The sequence below is a fragment of the Brevundimonas sp. UBA7534 genome (genome assembly GCF_002479325.1).
Taxonomy (GTDB): domain Bacteria; phylum Pseudomonadota; class Alphaproteobacteria; order Caulobacterales; family Caulobacteraceae; genus Brevundimonas.
In genome coordinates, this window is the sequence record NZ_DLMO01000150.1 from 1 (window position 1) to 15,217 (window position 15,217).

Genomic DNA, 15,217 nt, shown 5'->3' on the forward strand with positions numbered 1-15,217 from the left:
TCAGGGGGTCACGTCAAGGATCCTACGGTTACCTCATAGGTGTCGCCTTCGATTACGACGACATTGCTCGGCTCACCGTCTTTGATGATGACGTGGTCCAGCACGAAACCGGGATCATGGTGGGTGTGCTGGCTGCTGAGGGGCATTTCAGCGAGGTTTGATGCGCTGGGCTGGTCGGGCAGAATTCGCAGAGGTTCGGAGCCTCTGGTCCCTCGCCGCCGTGAGACGGGGCGTCGCTTCTCGTCGTCCTGACGTTCCTCCCCGCCTGTCAGCGAGACGACGATCCGCTTCACATCGAAAGGCGCCTCGATCGCGTGTATGCGGGTGATGAGCTTTCGCCATTCGCCCGGTGTGACCCGCGTCCAGCGCCATTCGACATGCCACTTCGTAGGCTGATCATAGGGGTAGATGGTTTCAGGATAGATGCGACCTTTGCCGGCCACCGCAGTCTGAACCGACGCAAAGACGCGTCGGAACGCCGTATGCATTTGCGGGTTGGTGACGATGCGAGCGGCGATCTCGGCCTCGTGCCGAGATAGCGGCCGGTAGGCGGCGATATGGACGGTTGAGGGGTCGTCTGAGGCGCGGCCACTATTGGATGCGTCGAACACCTGCCGGCGGAAGGTTGGCGCGATCTTGTGGCCGCCTTCGACCGTCAGCTTGAGGAACGACGCCGTGCCCCCGAAGACGTATCGGATCAGCTCCATCGCCGGGACATAGTAGCGGTCAACGGGGCCGGACTTTATCTGCCAGACCGGCGCATCGGCAAAGCCGGTGACTGGATAGGGAGGTCGGTCGGTCTTTTCCCATGTCGGGTCGGCATCGCCGAGTTTGTGGGTTGGCAGGCCAGAGATCCTATCGACCTCAATGGTGGCGATCTGCGGTCCCCTTTTATCCGCCACGGGTTCGCCGTTGCGCCAGCGACTTCCAATTGGAAGGCCAGCCACATCGCTCAGAGCCCGGCGCAGCAGGCGCATCTGTGGCAAAGGCTGTGAGCCTTCTCTGAAGCGCCAGCGCCAATCCGCCAGCAGCACCTCACCCATCCAAGCGACAGGGGTGGAATCCACGGCGCCGTACATCACCACTTCCCAGACGGCGTCGTCCTCGGGGAAGTCATCGAACGCATAGGCGGGGCGCCTGCAGGGAGGCTGTGACAACGCTAAACTCGCACTAAGGCCTATTTTCGGAACGGCCGAACATCCAGGGACATCACAACCGGAAGCTTAACGGCTGTGCGATTTCCAGTGGCTGAAATGGGATTGGCCTCTGAAGTAGGGGGGGAGATGCCCCCGCCTTTTGGAAGACAATAGCGGACGAGGCGCCGCTGTCTGTGTGGAGCCAAACAATTGGGCGCCTCTGGTCAGTTCGTGTGGACGGCTTGCGCCAAGCTGGACACGGCATCGGTAAGAGTTGTGGGGCGACAGAGCTATTCAACCAAGCGCCGTCGCCCCACAACGGAACTGACCCGCAGCAATCGGTCTATCTAGAACTAACTGTCGGCTGATGACTCATTTCAGACCTTACCAGGGTCCGCTCTGCGCCCTCAGTCTGACGTAAGCGCCTCCAGAACCGGGCATTCCGGTACTTCCCCGCCCGAGCATTTCGCGGCGGCGTTGGCGAGGATCCGTTCCATCCGCCGCAGATCGGCAATCTTGGCGCGCACATCCTCCAGCTGCACTTCGGTCTTGTGTTTGACCTCGGCACAGGTCTGGGTCCCGGTGTCTGTCAGCGCCAGCAGCGAGCGGGTCTCCTCCATCGAGAAGCCGATATCCCGCGCACGCAGGATGAACCGTAACCGCTGCGTCAGGTCTGGCGAATAGACCCGGTAACCGTTGGCCGAACGAGGCGGCGGGGGCAGCAGTCCGACCTTCTCGTAATAGCGGATGGTTTCGAGGTTGCACCCGGTCAGCTTCGCCAATTGGGCCCGCAACAAGCCCGTCTGAAGCACCATGAAAAAAGCCCTTGTGTCTGTAGCAACTACAGGGATTACGCTGAAATCAGTCAGAAAGAAATCGAGAGAACTTATCGATGTTTTCAGCACCGGAGCCGGAGCCACCGGCATCAACGCCGGACGAGGGCGCGAAGCAGGGCCGATGGATCGCGGGCGGCGCGCTGATCGGCGCGGTGCTGGCGTCGGCCTGCTGCATCGTTCCGCTGGTGCTGGTCATGCTTGGCATTTCAGGGGCGTGGATCGCCAACCTGACGGCGCTTGAGCCGTACAAACCCTATGTCGCCGCCGTCACCCTGGCCCTGCTCGGCTACGGGTTCTGGCACGTCTATTTCAAGCCGAAGCCGCCCTGCGAGGACGGGACCTACTGCGCTCGCCCGCAATCGGCGCGGACCACGAAACTGGCCCTTTGGTTCGGGTTGGCCGTCGTCATCATCGCGCTCACCCTCAACTGGTGGGCTCCCTATTTTTACTGAGAGGAAAGACCCATGAAAAAGACATTTCTGATCGGCCTGGCCGTTGTGGCCGTGGCTGGCGTCGGTGCCGCCGTCGCGTTTGATGGACCGGCACAGAACCGTCCGGCGGCGACCGCCGCTGCCCAGCAGCAGACGACTTTCGCCATTGAGCACATGACCTGCGCCACCTGCCCGATCACGGTGCGCAGGGCGATGGAGAGCGTGCCGGGCGTCAACTCGGTCGAAGTGGACTTCGCCGCAAAGACGGCCCGCGCCACCTACGACCCGGCGCGCGCCACGGCCGCGCAGATCGCGGCCGCCTCGACCAATGCCGGCTATCCCGCCCGCGTCGTACAAAACTAGGCCCCGCAGGCAACAAGACGGCCTTCATCGGCGCCAGAGCTCCCGCCCCCCCGCATGGGGGTGGGACCAGGCCACCAACGCAATGCATCGCGTGCATCCCGGCCTCGGGCTGCAGCCGGGGAAGGCTGCGCGTCTTCAGGATCAAACGGCGTTATGGCTGACAAGGCTGACAAGACGGACGGGACCGACAGCCTGCTGCTGCGGATGGGGGTGATCGGCACCGTCATTGTGGCGCTGTGCTGCTTTGCTCCGGTGCTGGTGGTGCTGCTGGGCGTCGTCGGGCTTTCTGCGCTGACGGGCTGGCTCGATGTTGTGCTGCTGCCCGCGCTGGCCGTGTTCGCCGCGTTGACGGTCTATGCCGTCTGGCGGCGTCGGCGGCGGATGAAGACCACCTGATCGACGGCCCACCGGACAGCGCCGATCGTCAGAGGCTGCAGGCCCCCGAAATGGAGAAGACTGACATGACCGACACATATGACTACGACCTGATCGTGATCGGGGCCGGGACCGGCGGCAACGGCGTCGCCCGGATGACGGCGGCGGCGGGGTGGAAAGTCGCCAGCATCGACAGCCTGCCCTACGGCGGCACCTGTGCGCTGCGGGGCTGTGATCCCAAGAAAATGCTGATTGCCGTCACCGAAGGCGTGGACTGGGCCCACACCATGGCCGGCAAGGGCCTGGAGGCGCGGCCCTCGGTCAACTGGCCCGAGATGATGGCGTTCAAGCGCACCTTCACCGACGCCATGCCGTCGCGCATCGAAGCGGGCTTCCGCAAGGCCGGAATCACCCCGCTGCATGGCGAAGCACGCTTCATCGGGCGCGATACGATCACGCTAAACGGCGAGACCCTGCGCGCGAAGCATTTCCACATCGCCACCGGCGCACGGCCGATGACGCTGAACATTCCCGGCGAGGACCTGCTGACGACCAGCACGGAATTTCTGGAGTTGTCCGAGCGCCCCGACAGGATCGTCTTTGTCGGCGGGGGGTTCATCGCCATGGAGTTCGCCCATATCGCCCAACGCGCCGGAGCCAGCGCCGTCACGGTTCTGGAAATGGCCGGGCGGCCGCTCGGGCCCTTCGACGCCGATCTGGTGGCGATGCTGGTGGAGGCCTCGACCGAACTGGGCATCGACGTGCAGACCGAGGCGAAAGTCCTCAAGGTCGAGAAGCAGGGCGACGAATTCGCCGTGTCCTATGAAACGCCGTCCGGCATCCAGGTGCTGACCTGCGATCTGGTGGTCCATGCGACCGGTCGCGTGCCCAATATCGACCATCTGAACCTGCCGGCTGCAGGGGTGGACGCCGGGAAGCGCGGAATCAAGGTCGACGCCGCCATGCGTACCACCAATCCCGCCATTTTCGCCGCCGGGGATTGTGCCGACAGCGGGCTGAACCTGACCCCGGTCTCGGCCTATGAAGGGCGGATCGCGGGCAAGAACCTTCTGGCCGGGAAGGACGCACGGCTCGTGTCCTATCCGCCGATACCCAGCGTGGTCTTCACCCTGCCGCCGGTCGCGACCGTGGGGCTGTCCGAGACGGCGGCGACGGAAAAGGGTCTGGAGTTCGATACGCATTTCGAGAAGACCTCCGGCTGGTATTCGTCGATGCGGGTCGGGGCGACCACGAGCGGATTCAAGGTGCTGGTGGAACAGAAAACCGGCTTGATCCTCGGCGCGCATCTGATCGGGCCGGGGGCCGAGGAACAGATCAATCTGTTCGCCATGGCCATGGGCGCGGGGCTCACCGCCAACCAGATCAAGGCCATGATTTTTGCCTACCCCAGCTTCGCCTCGGACATCGGATCGATGGTCTGAGGCCACTCACGCGCGCGTCGGCTGAACCCATGACACTACTGGCCCACCCAACAGAACGGACTGCACGATGAACAAGCCCGCAAAGGACCTCGACTGCTGTTCGGGTACCGCGAAAAAATCCGGCCATGCGAGTTTCGACGTCGCCGTCATCGGCGCGGGGTCGGCGGGATTCTCCGCCGCGATCACCGCAGCCGATCTGGGTGCCCGGGTGGCGCTGGTCGGCCATGGGACGATCGGCGGCACCTGCGTCAATGTCGGCTGCGTCCCGTCCAAGACATTGATCCGGGCCGCTGAAGCGGTTCATGCCGGCCAGGCTTCCCGTCGGTTTCCCGGCCTGGGGGGCAGCCTCAAGCTGGAAGACTGGGCTGCGCTCGCGGCCTCGAAGGATGAGCTGGTCGCGGGTCTGCGGCAGAAGAAATATGTCGACCTGCTGCCGGCCTATCCGGGCGTGACCTATGTCGAAGGCCGGGCGCGCTTTGTCGACGGCAGGTTGCTCGTCGATGATGCACCGATGCCGGTCGGCAAGATTATTCTGGCGATGGGCGCGCGCGCCGCCGTTCCCGAAATTCCGGGGCTGGATAGCGTCCCGTGGCTCACTAGCACTTCGGCGCTGGCGCTTGAACGTTTGCCCCGGTCGCTGCTGGTGATCGGCGGTGGGGTAGTCGGTGTTGAACTGGGACAGATGTTCGCCCGGCTTGGCGTGGCCGTCACGATCTGTTGCCGCAGCCGGCTGTTGCCCGACATGGACCCGGAGTTCAGCGTCGCCCTTAAGACCTATCTGGAGGCGGAGGGTATCAGGGTGTGCACCGGGGTCGGCTACCAGCGGATTGTGCACGCGAAGCACGGGATCGAACTCACCTGCGACCGTCCGCCCGGCAAGGGCGCGGCGCGCGACCGGGATGCGGCGGTCGAGGTCATCGCCGCAGAGCAGGTGCTGATCGCGACGGGCCGCCAGCCGAACAGTGACGGCATGGGACTGGAGTCACGGGGCGTCGCATTGTCCCGCCATGGCGGGATCGTCGTCGATGCCCATCTCGAGACCACGGCCCCAGGCGTCTACGCAGCCGGGGACGTCACCGGGCGTGACCAGTTCGTCTATATGGCGGCCTATGCCGCGAAGCTGGCCGCGCGCAACGCCGTCGGCGGCAATGACCATCGCTACGACAACAGCACCATGCCGGCGGTGGTATTCACCGACCCGCAGGTCGCGAGTGTCGGCCTTACTGAAACGGCGGCGAGGGCGCGCGGACTGGATATCAAGGTGTCCTTGCTCGCACTCAATCAGGTGCCCCGGGCACTGGCAGCGCGCGACACACGCGGGCTCATCAAACTGATCGCCGACAAGACGACGGACCGCCTTCTCGGCGGGCAGATCATGGCCCCCGAAGGCGCGGACGCAATTCAGACGATGGTGCTGGCGATCAAACACGGCATGACGGCCGCCGAGCTGGGGGCGACGATCTTCCCCTATCTGACCACGGTCGAAGGTCTGAAACTCGCCGCACAGACCTTCGACATGGATGTAGCAAAGCTCTCCTGCTGTGCGGGGTGAAGCGAGCAATTTGGGCCGCTGCCTCACCCCCGAGCATCAGGTGACGGTCGGGTAGTGCATCGCGGCGGAGAATGTTGTTGTCCGCAATAGAGCGGATTCCCGTGTTTGGCACTCGGAGAGGTCACAGGCATTCGATAGCCCGGAGCCTCGATTGGAATGTCGTCTTGTTGGCGGGCAGTTGGTGTCCGCTCTTGGCGCATCAGCGACGGCGCGCGAGTCGGGAACCTTGATCCGTCGGTCGCGCCGCTCGGCGCGGCGAGCCGCCTATGCCGCCTTATCTTGAGCGTCATTCACTGGCCGCGAGAACGTCGGCGCATGGCGATAGAGAACGGCCAGCCCGCCCGTCATGATAAGACCACCAGCCCCATGGCCCCGCCCCAACGCACGACATCGTCGGGACCCGTCGAGACGAGCGCCGCTGTTAGTGACAGCACCGAAAGCACCAGGAACGTGATGATCGCCGGCCAGTTCGTCCGCCTGCGGAGTCCGCCACTGACCGGCGCGCCTGTCATCGGGTGCCCAGAATTGTGGCCCCCTCTAGCTGTCAGGCTTGTTTGGCTGACAACTGAAAGCCGCCGGCTCCAATAAATCGCTCAGAAGGCAGGCCGATCACATTAAGGAAAGCGCCGCCCATGAACCCGAGAGGGCAGGCAAGCAGATCGAGCCATTCGGCCAGCATGCCCGCCACGGACAAGATCGCGCCCGCGTCGCGAAGAATGAGAGTTTCAGGATTGCGGTAGGCGGCGGAAACCTTGGCGGCGTCGATCACGACGCGAACCGTAACGCCAGGAGCGGAGCCCAAGATCTCCGACACCTCTCTATGATTCAGACCGTACAGGTCGTGATTAGAAACAGCCATCGGCATGAAGGCGTGGGTGGCCGGGTCGTAGAGGAGGGCGCGACGGTCCTCGTCTCCGATGCATAGGAAGCTATAGGGGTGAAGACCTCCGGCGGACGGTGTGATCCTCCGATGGACTGGAATACCCGCGCGGCCGACGAGCCTGTCGTCGGCATCTTTTGTCAGATGGTGAAGAAGGTTGCCGGCGGGGCCAAGGCCAATACTCTCGCCGACGGCTGAGCGGCGGGACCACGCCACATCGGCAAACAGCCGATCAGCGCCGGGCCAGGGCGCCGCGCATGGCTCCGACGGTCCAACGGGCCATTCGAATGGCGACCATTCTCCGGTCGCGTTCGGCTTCGGTTCAGTGGGGTGTCCAGCCAAGGGCTTCCCACGTCTCGAAATGTTTGACGCAGCCTCTGCACTGCCCGCAGGCAAGGTTGCCCGTATGGCATGAGTGAGCCCACGCTAGGACGCTTTGCGGAATCTGGGAGACCTCGACCAACTCAGGTGCGGAGTAGCCGATCGCTGGCGCGCTCACCCTTAGTCCGCCTTCCTGCATTTCCATTAGCGAAGAAATCTTCCCGATGAATTCTGGTCGTCCGTCCGCGTGGTGGCCGTCCGTCCTGAGCGCCCCGATCATGAGTTCGGTTTCACCGAACTGGAGCGCCGCCGTTCCCGCCAGCGTCAGGATCAGCTGGTTGCGGAACGGCCACCACTCGCTCGCCGGTGCCACGGCTGACGCCGGGCGCCCCGCCAAGTCGCCTGAGCCCAAGGCGGAGCAATCCGCCCGAACGACCTCACACCGCAGCCCCATCGCTTCGGCAGCGGCCCGACCAGCAGCCTCTTCGGCCTGGGCGGGCTTCTGTCCGTAATCGACGAAAATCGAGATCGTCGGTCGTTTCCACCAAGCGATGCTGACCGAGTCCATTCCGCCTGAAAGCAGAAGGGCGGCCATCAGGCGGGCAAGGCCCAGATGGCTCTATAGATGGCCGACGCGAAATCGCTGTGTATTTCACACCCGGTACCTTCCATCATTTTCAGGTCTTCGAGGCGGACGTTCTGGGCCAGGCCGACAACGGGGATGCCCTTCTTCACAGCGTACCCGACCTCGAAAATGGTGCCGGGATCCATGCCGTTGAGAATGGCAAACACCACGTCTGATCTCTCCAGGCCTTTAATGTCCTCCGGAGCGACGATGTCCGCCGGGCCAGGCCCCACCTCGTGAACAGGCGAAAACACGTTCGCCCCCATTTCCAAGAGATAGTCGTTTGCCTCTTCGACGAGCCACCGCTGGCCGATGTCGAAGAACGGTCCGGCGAGATAGACGGTGCCCTTGCCTGGCGTCAGAGGCTCGAAGCTCTGTTGACGCAACGCCTCCGGATCGGGCGGAGGCAGGCTGCGGTTTTCGCAATAATAGGCCGTTGCTCGGGAGGCGATGTCTGCTGCCTCGAAGGGGTCGAGCCCCTGAACGCCCCAGAGCGCAGCGAAAGTCGAAGAGAAGACATCCCCAGAACCGATCTTGAAGACGCTGGCTGATTTGTAGAGCGGAACCCGCTGAACCCTGTCGGCTGTCATCACCAGGGCGCCCAGGGGGCCCATCTTCAACACCACCACTTCGACGCCATCGCCGAGCAGCGATTTAGCGGCGATTTCGGGATCTTCGATCCCGGTCATCGACTTCGCTTCCGCCTTGTTGAGGACTATGGCCAGGCGCTCCGCCGTGGAACCGTTCGCGCCGAATGGCTGGGTTCCGAACGAGGATTGAGGGTCGTAGATGGCTTTCTTGGCGTGGACGACGGCGTCGCCTTCGAGCATCCCGTAGCGCAACACCACGTCACCGGAGACGGTGATGGGCTCGTTGGTCACGGTCCCTGGTTGAGGGTTGATCCGGGGCGCGGCCAACGGGTGCAGATAGTCGAAACACACGCTGGCGGGTGTTGGGTGACCTTCGAACGTGGCGCCGCAATCGTCAGCCAGGGCTTGAGCACCGGTCGCCGTGGCGGAATCGACATAGGAAACCAGACGAGCCCCAGGGGCGATTTGCGTGGTCGCGGCCAGCGCTCGGCCTGCCGAACCATATATGGCGTCCCACAGCGGCTCGACGCATCGTTCGCGGTACACGCCGCCGACAATCGTGAACGTGGTCATACGCGGGCAATCCGCACGTCGTAGATGCCGCCGTTGATGGTCATGATGGTGGCTTCATAGTCGAAGCCACGGTCGATGCAGGTGATGACGCTAAGGTAGTTGGCCATTGTCAAAGACCCGGCCCGAACACCAGGTGTTCTCTCCACGACCAGTACGGGGGCGGCGCCTGTCCTATCGACTGCGACCTGCAGGGTATTCCCCGGAACCATGCCTGCAAGAATGGCTGCTTGCGGGCTGTTAATCGGCCCGCGCAGCACGATCATGCATGAATCCGCCGCCCCCCCACCGGCTCCGCCCGCCTGCGCGCCGCCTGTTTGACCCGACCCATAGCTTCTGGAGTCGCTACGCGTTCCGCCACTACCTGACATTGATTCTCCCCCCATTCGAGTAGGGGCAGACGCTCGTCGATCGGCGTTTCACCGTCAATCAGTAGTTTCATCAGTGAGCGGTCCAGTCGCCGCATCGTCCCCCACATGATGGCGTCGATAAGCGATGCCTTGGCGCCGGCACCGATGCAGAAGTCCAGGAAGCGGCGCTCCAGATCCAGGTAATGACGGGCGGGATCGGCCTTGTCCGGGAACACGCCCATGTGGACGCAGGCCCGCACGATATGAACGTCGAGAATGGCGACCGCATCGCTACCGCGCCGGTTCCGAACAATCCACGATGCCGTCTTGGGGCCAATGCCTGGTAGCCCGCACAAGGCGTCTCGCAGCTCCAGATCGCCGAGGTCGTCCTCGTCGATCTCGTTCAGGCCGGCGAGTGTGCCAGCTAGATACTTCGCTCTTTGGGAGGCGAACCGATAGCGGATTTGACGGCCGTGTACGGTCAGGGGCTCTGTCAACAAGCGCTCCGCCCACGCCAGATCGTGCGCGCCTTCCGGATCGGCGTTCAACGCATCGATCACTCGCTCGGAGGCAGCAAGCCCAACTTCCGCCGGGGCGCCATGGCCGCCCAGCAAACACGTCACCACTTCTTCGACCAGCGTGTTGCAGAGCTGGAACCCTTCCGCCGGCGTTCCTTCGAGCCAAGCTTGGCTGACCCAGAACGCCGGGGTTAGGGCGTGTTCGAAAGCGCCCCAGCGGACCCCTGGCATGACCCACTCGTCAGCGTCTGGAAGATCCAGAAAGCGATAATTTCCGTCCGAGCCGCCGATGATGCGTTGCAAGGTCCGAAGCTCCATGTAATGCATACAATTTGTATGCATTACATGGTGTTTGGTCAACCGAAATATGCTCGATACGGACGCTATCAGGCGGAGGATTTCGGAGCTGGGCTTAAGCCAGGCGCAGGTCGCGATCGCCTGCGGAATGACCCAGCCACACCTCAGTAAAATCCTCTCGAACGCCGTCAAGCCGGGGAAGAAGGCCACGTCCGCATTGGAGGCGTGGCTCAGTGGGGAGAAGGCGACATCCACCGTCGATCAGCTCGGGAGGCTCGCTGCACGCCTAGAGGCGACCACGCCTGCAAAACGTATGCATGTCATGCAATTTCTAGCGACGCTTGAGCGCCTTCTCTAGGCGAAAGGCGCCTAGAGAAGGCGGGAGGCAAAGCGGCGGCTTGCCGGCTTCGTTGCCGATGGCGAGATCAGGCAAATACCTTCGACTTAAACCTTGGCGTGCCGATATCCGGGGGTCCTCGATGTTTGGCCATGGCCGAATCCGAAGGCGAGGTCGTCGGTCTGATCGACGAGGTCGTGGCATGGCTGGCTACGGAAGACCCCACGCCGCTGGCGATCCTCGGCGGTTACGGGGCCGGCAAATCGAGTTTCGCCAAACGCCTCGTGACGCAGCAGGCGGCGCAGGCTCTGACGGATCCCAGCGCTCGCCGTCCGATCCTGATCAAGCTCGGCGGGCTGTCCCGCTACAGCGATCTGGAGGGCTTCCTCGGCGCGATGCTGACGAGTCAGCACAATGTCCGGGGATACAACTTCACCCGCTTCCTGGACTTCAACAGCAAGGGCCGTTTCCTGATCGTCCTCGACGGCTTCGACGAGATGAAGCACGCGATGTCCTTCTCGGAGTTCCGCGCGCAGGTCGGTCAGTTCAATCAGCTCATCACACCGGGGGCGAAGGTGGTTCTGCTGGGCCGCCCCTCCGCATTCACCACCGACGCCGAACACCACTATGTACTGAAAGGGCGCATCCCTGCGCAGGATCGCTGGCGCAAGCTGCCGGGCTGGCCCGAGTTCAGGGAGTACCGCCTCGCCGATTTCAGCGACGCGGAGCGCGATCTCTTCATCGCCGGCTTTCTGGCCTATCAGGCCGGAACCTCGGGCGATGGGGGTGCGGATGCGGAGTGGGTCGACAAGCGTCGCCAGGAGGTGTCCGAACTCGCGGCGGCGGACCCTGCGGTTTTCGGACGCCCCGTCCATCTGAAAATCCTCGCCGAAATGGCGGCGGACCGCGAACAGGATCTGACCCGACTGCGCCGAAGCCCGTCGCGCTGGTCGCTTTATGATGAGTTCTTTCAGTCGCTGGCGCGCCGTGAGGCCGAGAAGCCCGCCCGCACCCCCATCGGCGAGAAAGATCGACTTCGTTTCCTGGCCGAACTCGCCTTTTGGCTTTGGAGAGATCGGGCCGCAGCAACGAGCTTCGTCGCGGAGGTCATTCCATCGGACCTTCTCGCGGACTTGCCGGATGGAGACGCGCACGAGGTCGAACACAAGCGTCGGGAGTATCTCGCCGGGGCCTTCCTGGAGCGGAAAGCCGGCGACATCTATTATTTCCCGCACCGGTCGTTCGCCGAATTCCTCGTGGCCTCCCGGATGTTGAGCTGCCCGCCGCAGGCAGGCGACCATGTCCTCTACGGGACCCTCGCGCAGGAGGGCGTTCTGGAGTTTCTCCAGACCCCCGAAAACCAGCCCCGCCTCCGCGCCTGGGCGGAAACCTTCGTCTCGGCGCAGGGCTCGCTCCGGCCGAGTTACATCCGCCTTTTGATCGATGCTTTCGGCGGACCAAACCCGCTCATCCAGCACATTCCTTCAACCTACTGGACATTGCCGATCCGACTGATCGGCGGATCGTTGAAGATCGATCCGTCGAACCTGGCGCCTCTGCGGACCGCGATGATGCAGGCTCGCGTTCCCGAGCTGGCGCTCGCACTGCAGTTGCTCGAGCCTCACGGCGTTCTCGCCTCTGAAGACACTGTCCGTCAGGCGCTGGAGCCGATGATCGCCGGCGTCCTGATCGAACGAACCCTGGGACACGTCCGAGAGCTGCCGCAGAATGATCGGCTCTCGGTCGATGGCGAAGAGGGCGAGCGCATGCGTGCGCTTGCGACCGCGGGGGTAAAGGAAATCGCGGCCGGCCGCACAGGGCGCGTGGTGTCCATGAACTGGCTTGGACTGCTTGAAGGGGCCTGGGCGGCGAGCCAGGCGCACGGCGTCGTCCTCAAGACCCACGCCCCTCAACAAGCCTCGGGTTACCCACCCCTCGAACTGCCTCTCGATGTCGTGCTCTCGACGATCCCGGTGGCATCCCGCCCACGGATTCAAGGGTTTCTGCATAAGCTTTCCGACCTGCGGCACATCATCGTTGTCGCGCGCCGTAACCTGTTGCCGGGCGCGGGCGGGTTCGACGTCGCGGTCTGCAATCCGCCCTTCACCGATCTGGAGGCGCATCTGACCGGGGCCTTCTCGGCCCTGGCCGATGGCGGGCGCCTGGCCGCCGTCGTGCCGATCACCGCCCTCATCGACGAGGGTCTGATGCGTCGGTTGAGCGCCAGGGGGCGTGTCGTCGCCCGGATCGGCTTTCCGCCACGCGCCTTCTCCAGGCACGGCACCAGCGTGGAGACCGGGTTGCTGGTTCTGGACCGGCTCGAGGGCGGCGCCGCGGTCGCTGCGCTCGCGAACGGTGAAGATCTCGCCGCCTGTGCCGCCCTGGCCTCGGCTGTGCCCGAGCGCGTCAAGGCGAGGCCGAGGGTTCGCCTCGAACTCGGGGCGCAGACCTTGCTGGCGCCCCGGGACCGGTCACTCGCCCTGCCGTCCGGGCGTCTCGGCTTCCTCGCGGGAGCGTCCCCCATCACCTATCAGACCCTCGCCTGGACGGGCGAGGGCCGCGATGTCGGCCTCTACCAGGCGCACCGGCTGGCGCGGATCGCCCTGACGGCGCAGACGCCCCACCCGTCAGCCCTGGTCGAGTCCGGTCCGATGGCCTCGGTCGCCCCGCCCGCCCCGTCATACCGGCCGGTCCTTCCGGCGGCGGTGCGTCTCGACGGCCGGATCTCCGACGCCCAGCTGGAGACGGTCATCTACGCCGGCGAGGCTCACGCCGGCATGCTGCCCGCCTGGTGGACGCCGGGAGAGTCGGCTCGTCAGCTCAGGTTGTCGCGGGAGGAGGATGAGGGTTCCGTCCAGCTCCGGCGCGGCTTCTTCCTTGGCGACGGCACCGGCTGCGGCAAGGGCCGGGAGATCGCCGCCGTCATCGCCGACAACATGGCCCAGGGGCGGACCAAGGCCCTGTGGTTGTCGAAGAACGACTCCCTGCTGGACGACGCCCGGCGCGATTGGGCCGCCATCGGCGGCGGGGCCCACGACATCGTGCCGCTCAACAGCTGGAAGTTGGGAGATGGCGTGCGGCTGGATCGCGGGATTGTCTTCACCACCTACGCCACCCTGCGTCAGCCTGCGCGCGGCCAGAAGATGTCGCGGCTCGACCAGATCGTCGCCTGGCTGGGCGAGGATTTCGACGGGGTCATCGCCTTCGACGAGGCCCACGCCATGGCCAACGCCGCGGGGGGCGGCAAGGGGGCGCGGGGAACGAAGAAGGCCTCCCTGCAGGGGATGGCCGGCCTGGCGCTTCAGAACCGGCTGCCGAACGCCCGGGTGCTCTATGTCTCGGCGACCGGCGCCACCACCGCGGAGAATCTGGCTTACGCGGCCCGTCTGGGTCTTTGGGGCGGGCCGGAGGCGCCCTTCGTCACCCGCGACGACTTCCTCGACGCCATGGACAAGGGCGGGGTCGCCGCCATGGAGCTCGTCGCGCGCGAGCTCAAGGCGCTCGGCCTCTATGTGGCGCGGTCGTTGTCGTTCGAGGGCGTCGAGTACGAGCCGCTCTTCCACGCCCTGACCGAGGACGACATCAGCATCTGGGACGCCTGGGCCGACGCCTTCCAGCTGATCCACGCCAATCTGGGCGAGGCGCTGAAAGCGACCGGCTTCAATGATGAGGAAGGCAAGGCCAAGAGCGGCCTGGCCGCCTCAGCCGTCCATTCCGCGTTTGAAGGCGCCAAGCTGCGCTTCTTCGGCCACCTCCTCGCGGGATTGAAGGCGCCGACGCTTGCGGCGTCGATCCGGGCGGACCTGACCGAAGGGCGTTCCGCCGTGATCCAGATCGTTTCGACGAACGAGGCGGTGATGGAGCGAAGACTGGCGTCCATCCCGCCGGAGGAATGGAACAACCTCTCCATTGACCTGACGCCGCGCGAATATGTCCTCGACTATCTGCGCGAGGCTTTCCCGGTGAATCTCATGGAGGCGATCGAGGGTGACGACGGCTCGGTGACGCTGGTCCCGGTCATGGTCGACGGCCGGCCCGCCGTGAGCCAGGAGGCGTTGCGCCGGCGCGAAGACCTGATCGAGAAGATGGCGCTCCTGCCCGCCGTGCCCGGCGTTCTGGACGCCCTTCTGGACACCTTCGGAACAGAGGCGGTCGCAGAGATCACGGGACGGTCGCGTCGCGTCGTCGCGCGCGACGGACGCCGGCTCGTCGAGCGCCGCGGCGCCTCGGCCGCGCGGTCGGAGACCGACGCCTTCATGTCCGGCCGCAAGCGTATCCTGGTCTTCTCGGACGCAGGCGGCACAGGACGCAGCTACCACTCCGACCTCTCGGCGCCGAACCAGCAGCGCCGCTCGCACTACCTGGTCGAACCGGGCTGGCGGGCGGATGCCGCCATCCAGGGTCTGGGGCGCAGTCATCGCACCCATCAGGCCTGTCCGCCGCTGTTCCGCCCGGTCACCACCGACATCCACGGCGAGAAGCGGTTCACCTCGACCATCGCTCGACGGCTGGATTCGCTGGGAGCCCTGACGCGCGGCGAACGCCGAACGGCCGGGGCCGGTCTGTTCCGGGCCGAGGACAATCTGGAAAGCCC

14 protein-coding genes are annotated in these 15,217 nt (G+C 64.7%); 7 read left to right on the plus strand and 7 right to left on the minus strand.

Translation table 11 applies throughout. From position 1 onward, the window contains the following. Window positions 1-8 precede the first annotated feature (8 nt). Together B2U11_RS12235 and B2U11_RS12240 are read right to left on the minus strand one after the other, a co-directional pair. Complete coding sequence (locus tag B2U11_RS12235; RefSeq protein ID WP_174086658.1) at window positions 9-1,079, minus strand: hypothetical protein; 1,071 nt, start codon at window positions 1,077-1,079, stop codon at window positions 9-11. 464 nt (window positions 1,080-1,543) lie between these two features. Continuing rightward, window positions 1,544-1,951 (minus strand): MerR family transcriptional regulator, encoded by a 408-nt coding sequence (locus B2U11_RS12240; RefSeq protein WP_045318677.1) that lies wholly within the window; start codon window positions 1,949-1,951, stop codon window positions 1,544-1,546. A 77-nt stretch (window positions 1,952-2,028) separates the two neighbouring features. Here B2U11_RS12240 and B2U11_RS12245 point away from each other — a divergent pair, with 77 nt between their 5' ends. From B2U11_RS12245 to merA, 5 genes are all read left to right on the plus strand, one after another. Then, window positions 2,029-2,424 carry a mercuric transporter MerT family protein gene (locus B2U11_RS12245; protein WP_021696242.1) on the plus strand — a complete coding sequence of 132 codons (396 nt, stop codon included), beginning with the start codon at window positions 2,029-2,031 and terminating at the stop codon, window positions 2,422-2,424. Between the two features lie 12 nt (window positions 2,425-2,436). Further along, window positions 2,437-2,766 carry a cation transporter gene (locus tag B2U11_RS12250; protein WP_021696243.1) on the plus strand — a complete coding sequence of 110 codons (330 nt, stop codon included), beginning with the start codon at window positions 2,437-2,439 and terminating at the stop codon, window positions 2,764-2,766. A 153-nt stretch (window positions 2,767-2,919) separates the two neighbouring features. Next, complete coding sequence (gene merF, locus B2U11_RS12255) at window positions 2,920-3,162, plus strand: mercury resistance system transport protein MerF (protein ID WP_021696244.1); 243 nt, start codon at window positions 2,920-2,922, stop codon at window positions 3,160-3,162. Between the two features lie 65 nt (window positions 3,163-3,227). Beyond that, window positions 3,228-4,583 (plus strand): dihydrolipoyl dehydrogenase family protein, encoded by a 1,356-nt coding sequence (locus tag B2U11_RS12260; protein ID WP_021696245.1) that lies wholly within the window; start codon window positions 3,228-3,230, stop codon window positions 4,581-4,583. Window positions 4,584-4,650: 67 nt separating this feature from the next. Beyond that, complete coding sequence (merA, locus tag B2U11_RS12265; protein WP_021696246.1) at window positions 4,651-6,135, plus strand: mercury(II) reductase; 1,485 nt, start codon at window positions 4,651-4,653, stop codon at window positions 6,133-6,135. Between the two features lie 544 nt (window positions 6,136-6,679). Here merA and B2U11_RS12270 read toward each other — a convergent pair. The 5 genes from B2U11_RS12270 to B2U11_RS12290 all read right to left on the minus strand — a co-directional run bounded on the left by B2U11_RS12270 (window position 6,680) and on the right by B2U11_RS12290 (window position 10,292). After that, entirely contained in the window at window positions 6,680-6,904 is a 225-nt protein-coding gene (locus tag B2U11_RS12270) for a hypothetical protein (RefSeq protein ID WP_156494703.1), read from the minus strand. 433 nt (window positions 6,905-7,337) lie between these two features. Next, complete coding sequence (locus B2U11_RS12275; protein ID WP_066552799.1) at window positions 7,338-7,931, minus strand: 7-cyano-7-deazaguanine synthase; 594 nt, start codon at window positions 7,929-7,931, stop codon at window positions 7,338-7,340. Next, window positions 7,931-9,124: a PfkB family carbohydrate kinase gene (locus B2U11_RS12280; RefSeq protein WP_066552802.1), complete on the minus strand. Its 1,194-nt coding sequence runs from the start codon at window positions 9,122-9,124 to the stop codon at window positions 7,931-7,933. Before B2U11_RS12280 ends, B2U11_RS12275 begins: the two co-directional genes overlap by 1 nt. Beyond that, on the minus strand, window positions 9,121-9,387 hold the full coding sequence (locus B2U11_RS12285) for a hypothetical protein (RefSeq protein WP_156494705.1): 267 nt from the start codon (window positions 9,385-9,387) through the stop codon (window positions 9,121-9,123). Before B2U11_RS12285 ends, B2U11_RS12280 begins: the two co-directional genes overlap by 4 nt. Beyond that, window positions 9,384-10,292: an endonuclease III domain-containing protein gene (locus tag B2U11_RS12290; protein WP_174086660.1), complete on the minus strand. Its 909-nt coding sequence runs from the start codon at window positions 10,290-10,292 to the stop codon at window positions 9,384-9,386. Before B2U11_RS12290 ends, B2U11_RS12285 begins: the two co-directional genes overlap by 4 nt. Before the next feature lie 64 nt (window positions 10,293-10,356). On the opposite strand from B2U11_RS12290, the gene B2U11_RS12295 reads away from it, so the two are divergent. Next, window positions 10,357-10,644, plus strand: a complete 288-nt coding sequence (locus B2U11_RS12295) for a helix-turn-helix domain-containing protein (protein WP_066552804.1) — start codon at window positions 10,357-10,359, stop codon at window positions 10,642-10,644. Between the two features lie 131 nt (window positions 10,645-10,775). Next, the coding region (locus B2U11_RS12300) for a strawberry notch-like NTP hydrolase domain-containing protein (RefSeq protein ID WP_292072054.1) at window positions 10,776-15,217 on the plus strand (4,442 nt) is incomplete at its 3' end.

Excerpts from the sequence above, each read along its gene's own strand:
- B2U11_RS12285 (WP_156494705.1), bottom strand. The coding sequence starts at position 9,387 with ATGATCGTGCTGCGCGGGCCGATTAACAGCCCGCAAGCAGCCATTCTT.
- merA (WP_021696246.1), top strand. The coding sequence starts at position 4,651 with ATGAACAAGCCCGCAAAGGACCTCGACTGCTGTTCGGGTACCGCGAAA.
- B2U11_RS12245 (WP_021696242.1), top strand. The coding sequence starts at position 2,029 with ATGTTTTCAGCACCGGAGCCGGAGCCACCGGCATCAACGCCGGACGAG.
- B2U11_RS12240 (WP_045318677.1), bottom strand. The coding sequence starts at position 1,951 with ATGGTGCTTCAGACGGGCTTGTTGCGGGCCCAATTGGCGAAGCTGACC.
- B2U11_RS12295 (WP_066552804.1), top strand. The coding sequence starts at position 10,357 with ATGCTCGATACGGACGCTATCAGGCGGAGGATTTCGGAGCTGGGCTTA.
- B2U11_RS12275 (WP_066552799.1), bottom strand. The coding sequence starts at position 7,931 with ATGGCCGCCCTTCTGCTTTCAGGCGGAATGGACTCGGTCAGCATCGCT.
- merF (WP_021696244.1), top strand. The coding sequence starts at position 2,920 with ATGGCTGACAAGGCTGACAAGACGGACGGGACCGACAGCCTGCTGCTG.
- B2U11_RS12260 (WP_021696245.1), top strand. The coding sequence starts at position 3,228 with ATGACCGACACATATGACTACGACCTGATCGTGATCGGGGCCGGGACC.
- B2U11_RS12280 (WP_066552802.1), bottom strand. The coding sequence starts at position 9,124 with ATGACCACGTTCACGATTGTCGGCGGCGTGTACCGCGAACGATGCGTC.
- B2U11_RS12250 (WP_021696243.1), top strand. The coding sequence starts at position 2,437 with ATGAAAAAGACATTTCTGATCGGCCTGGCCGTTGTGGCCGTGGCTGGC.
- B2U11_RS12235 (WP_174086658.1), bottom strand. The coding sequence starts at position 1,079 with ATGTACGGCGCCGTGGATTCCACCCCTGTCGCTTGGATGGGTGAGGTG.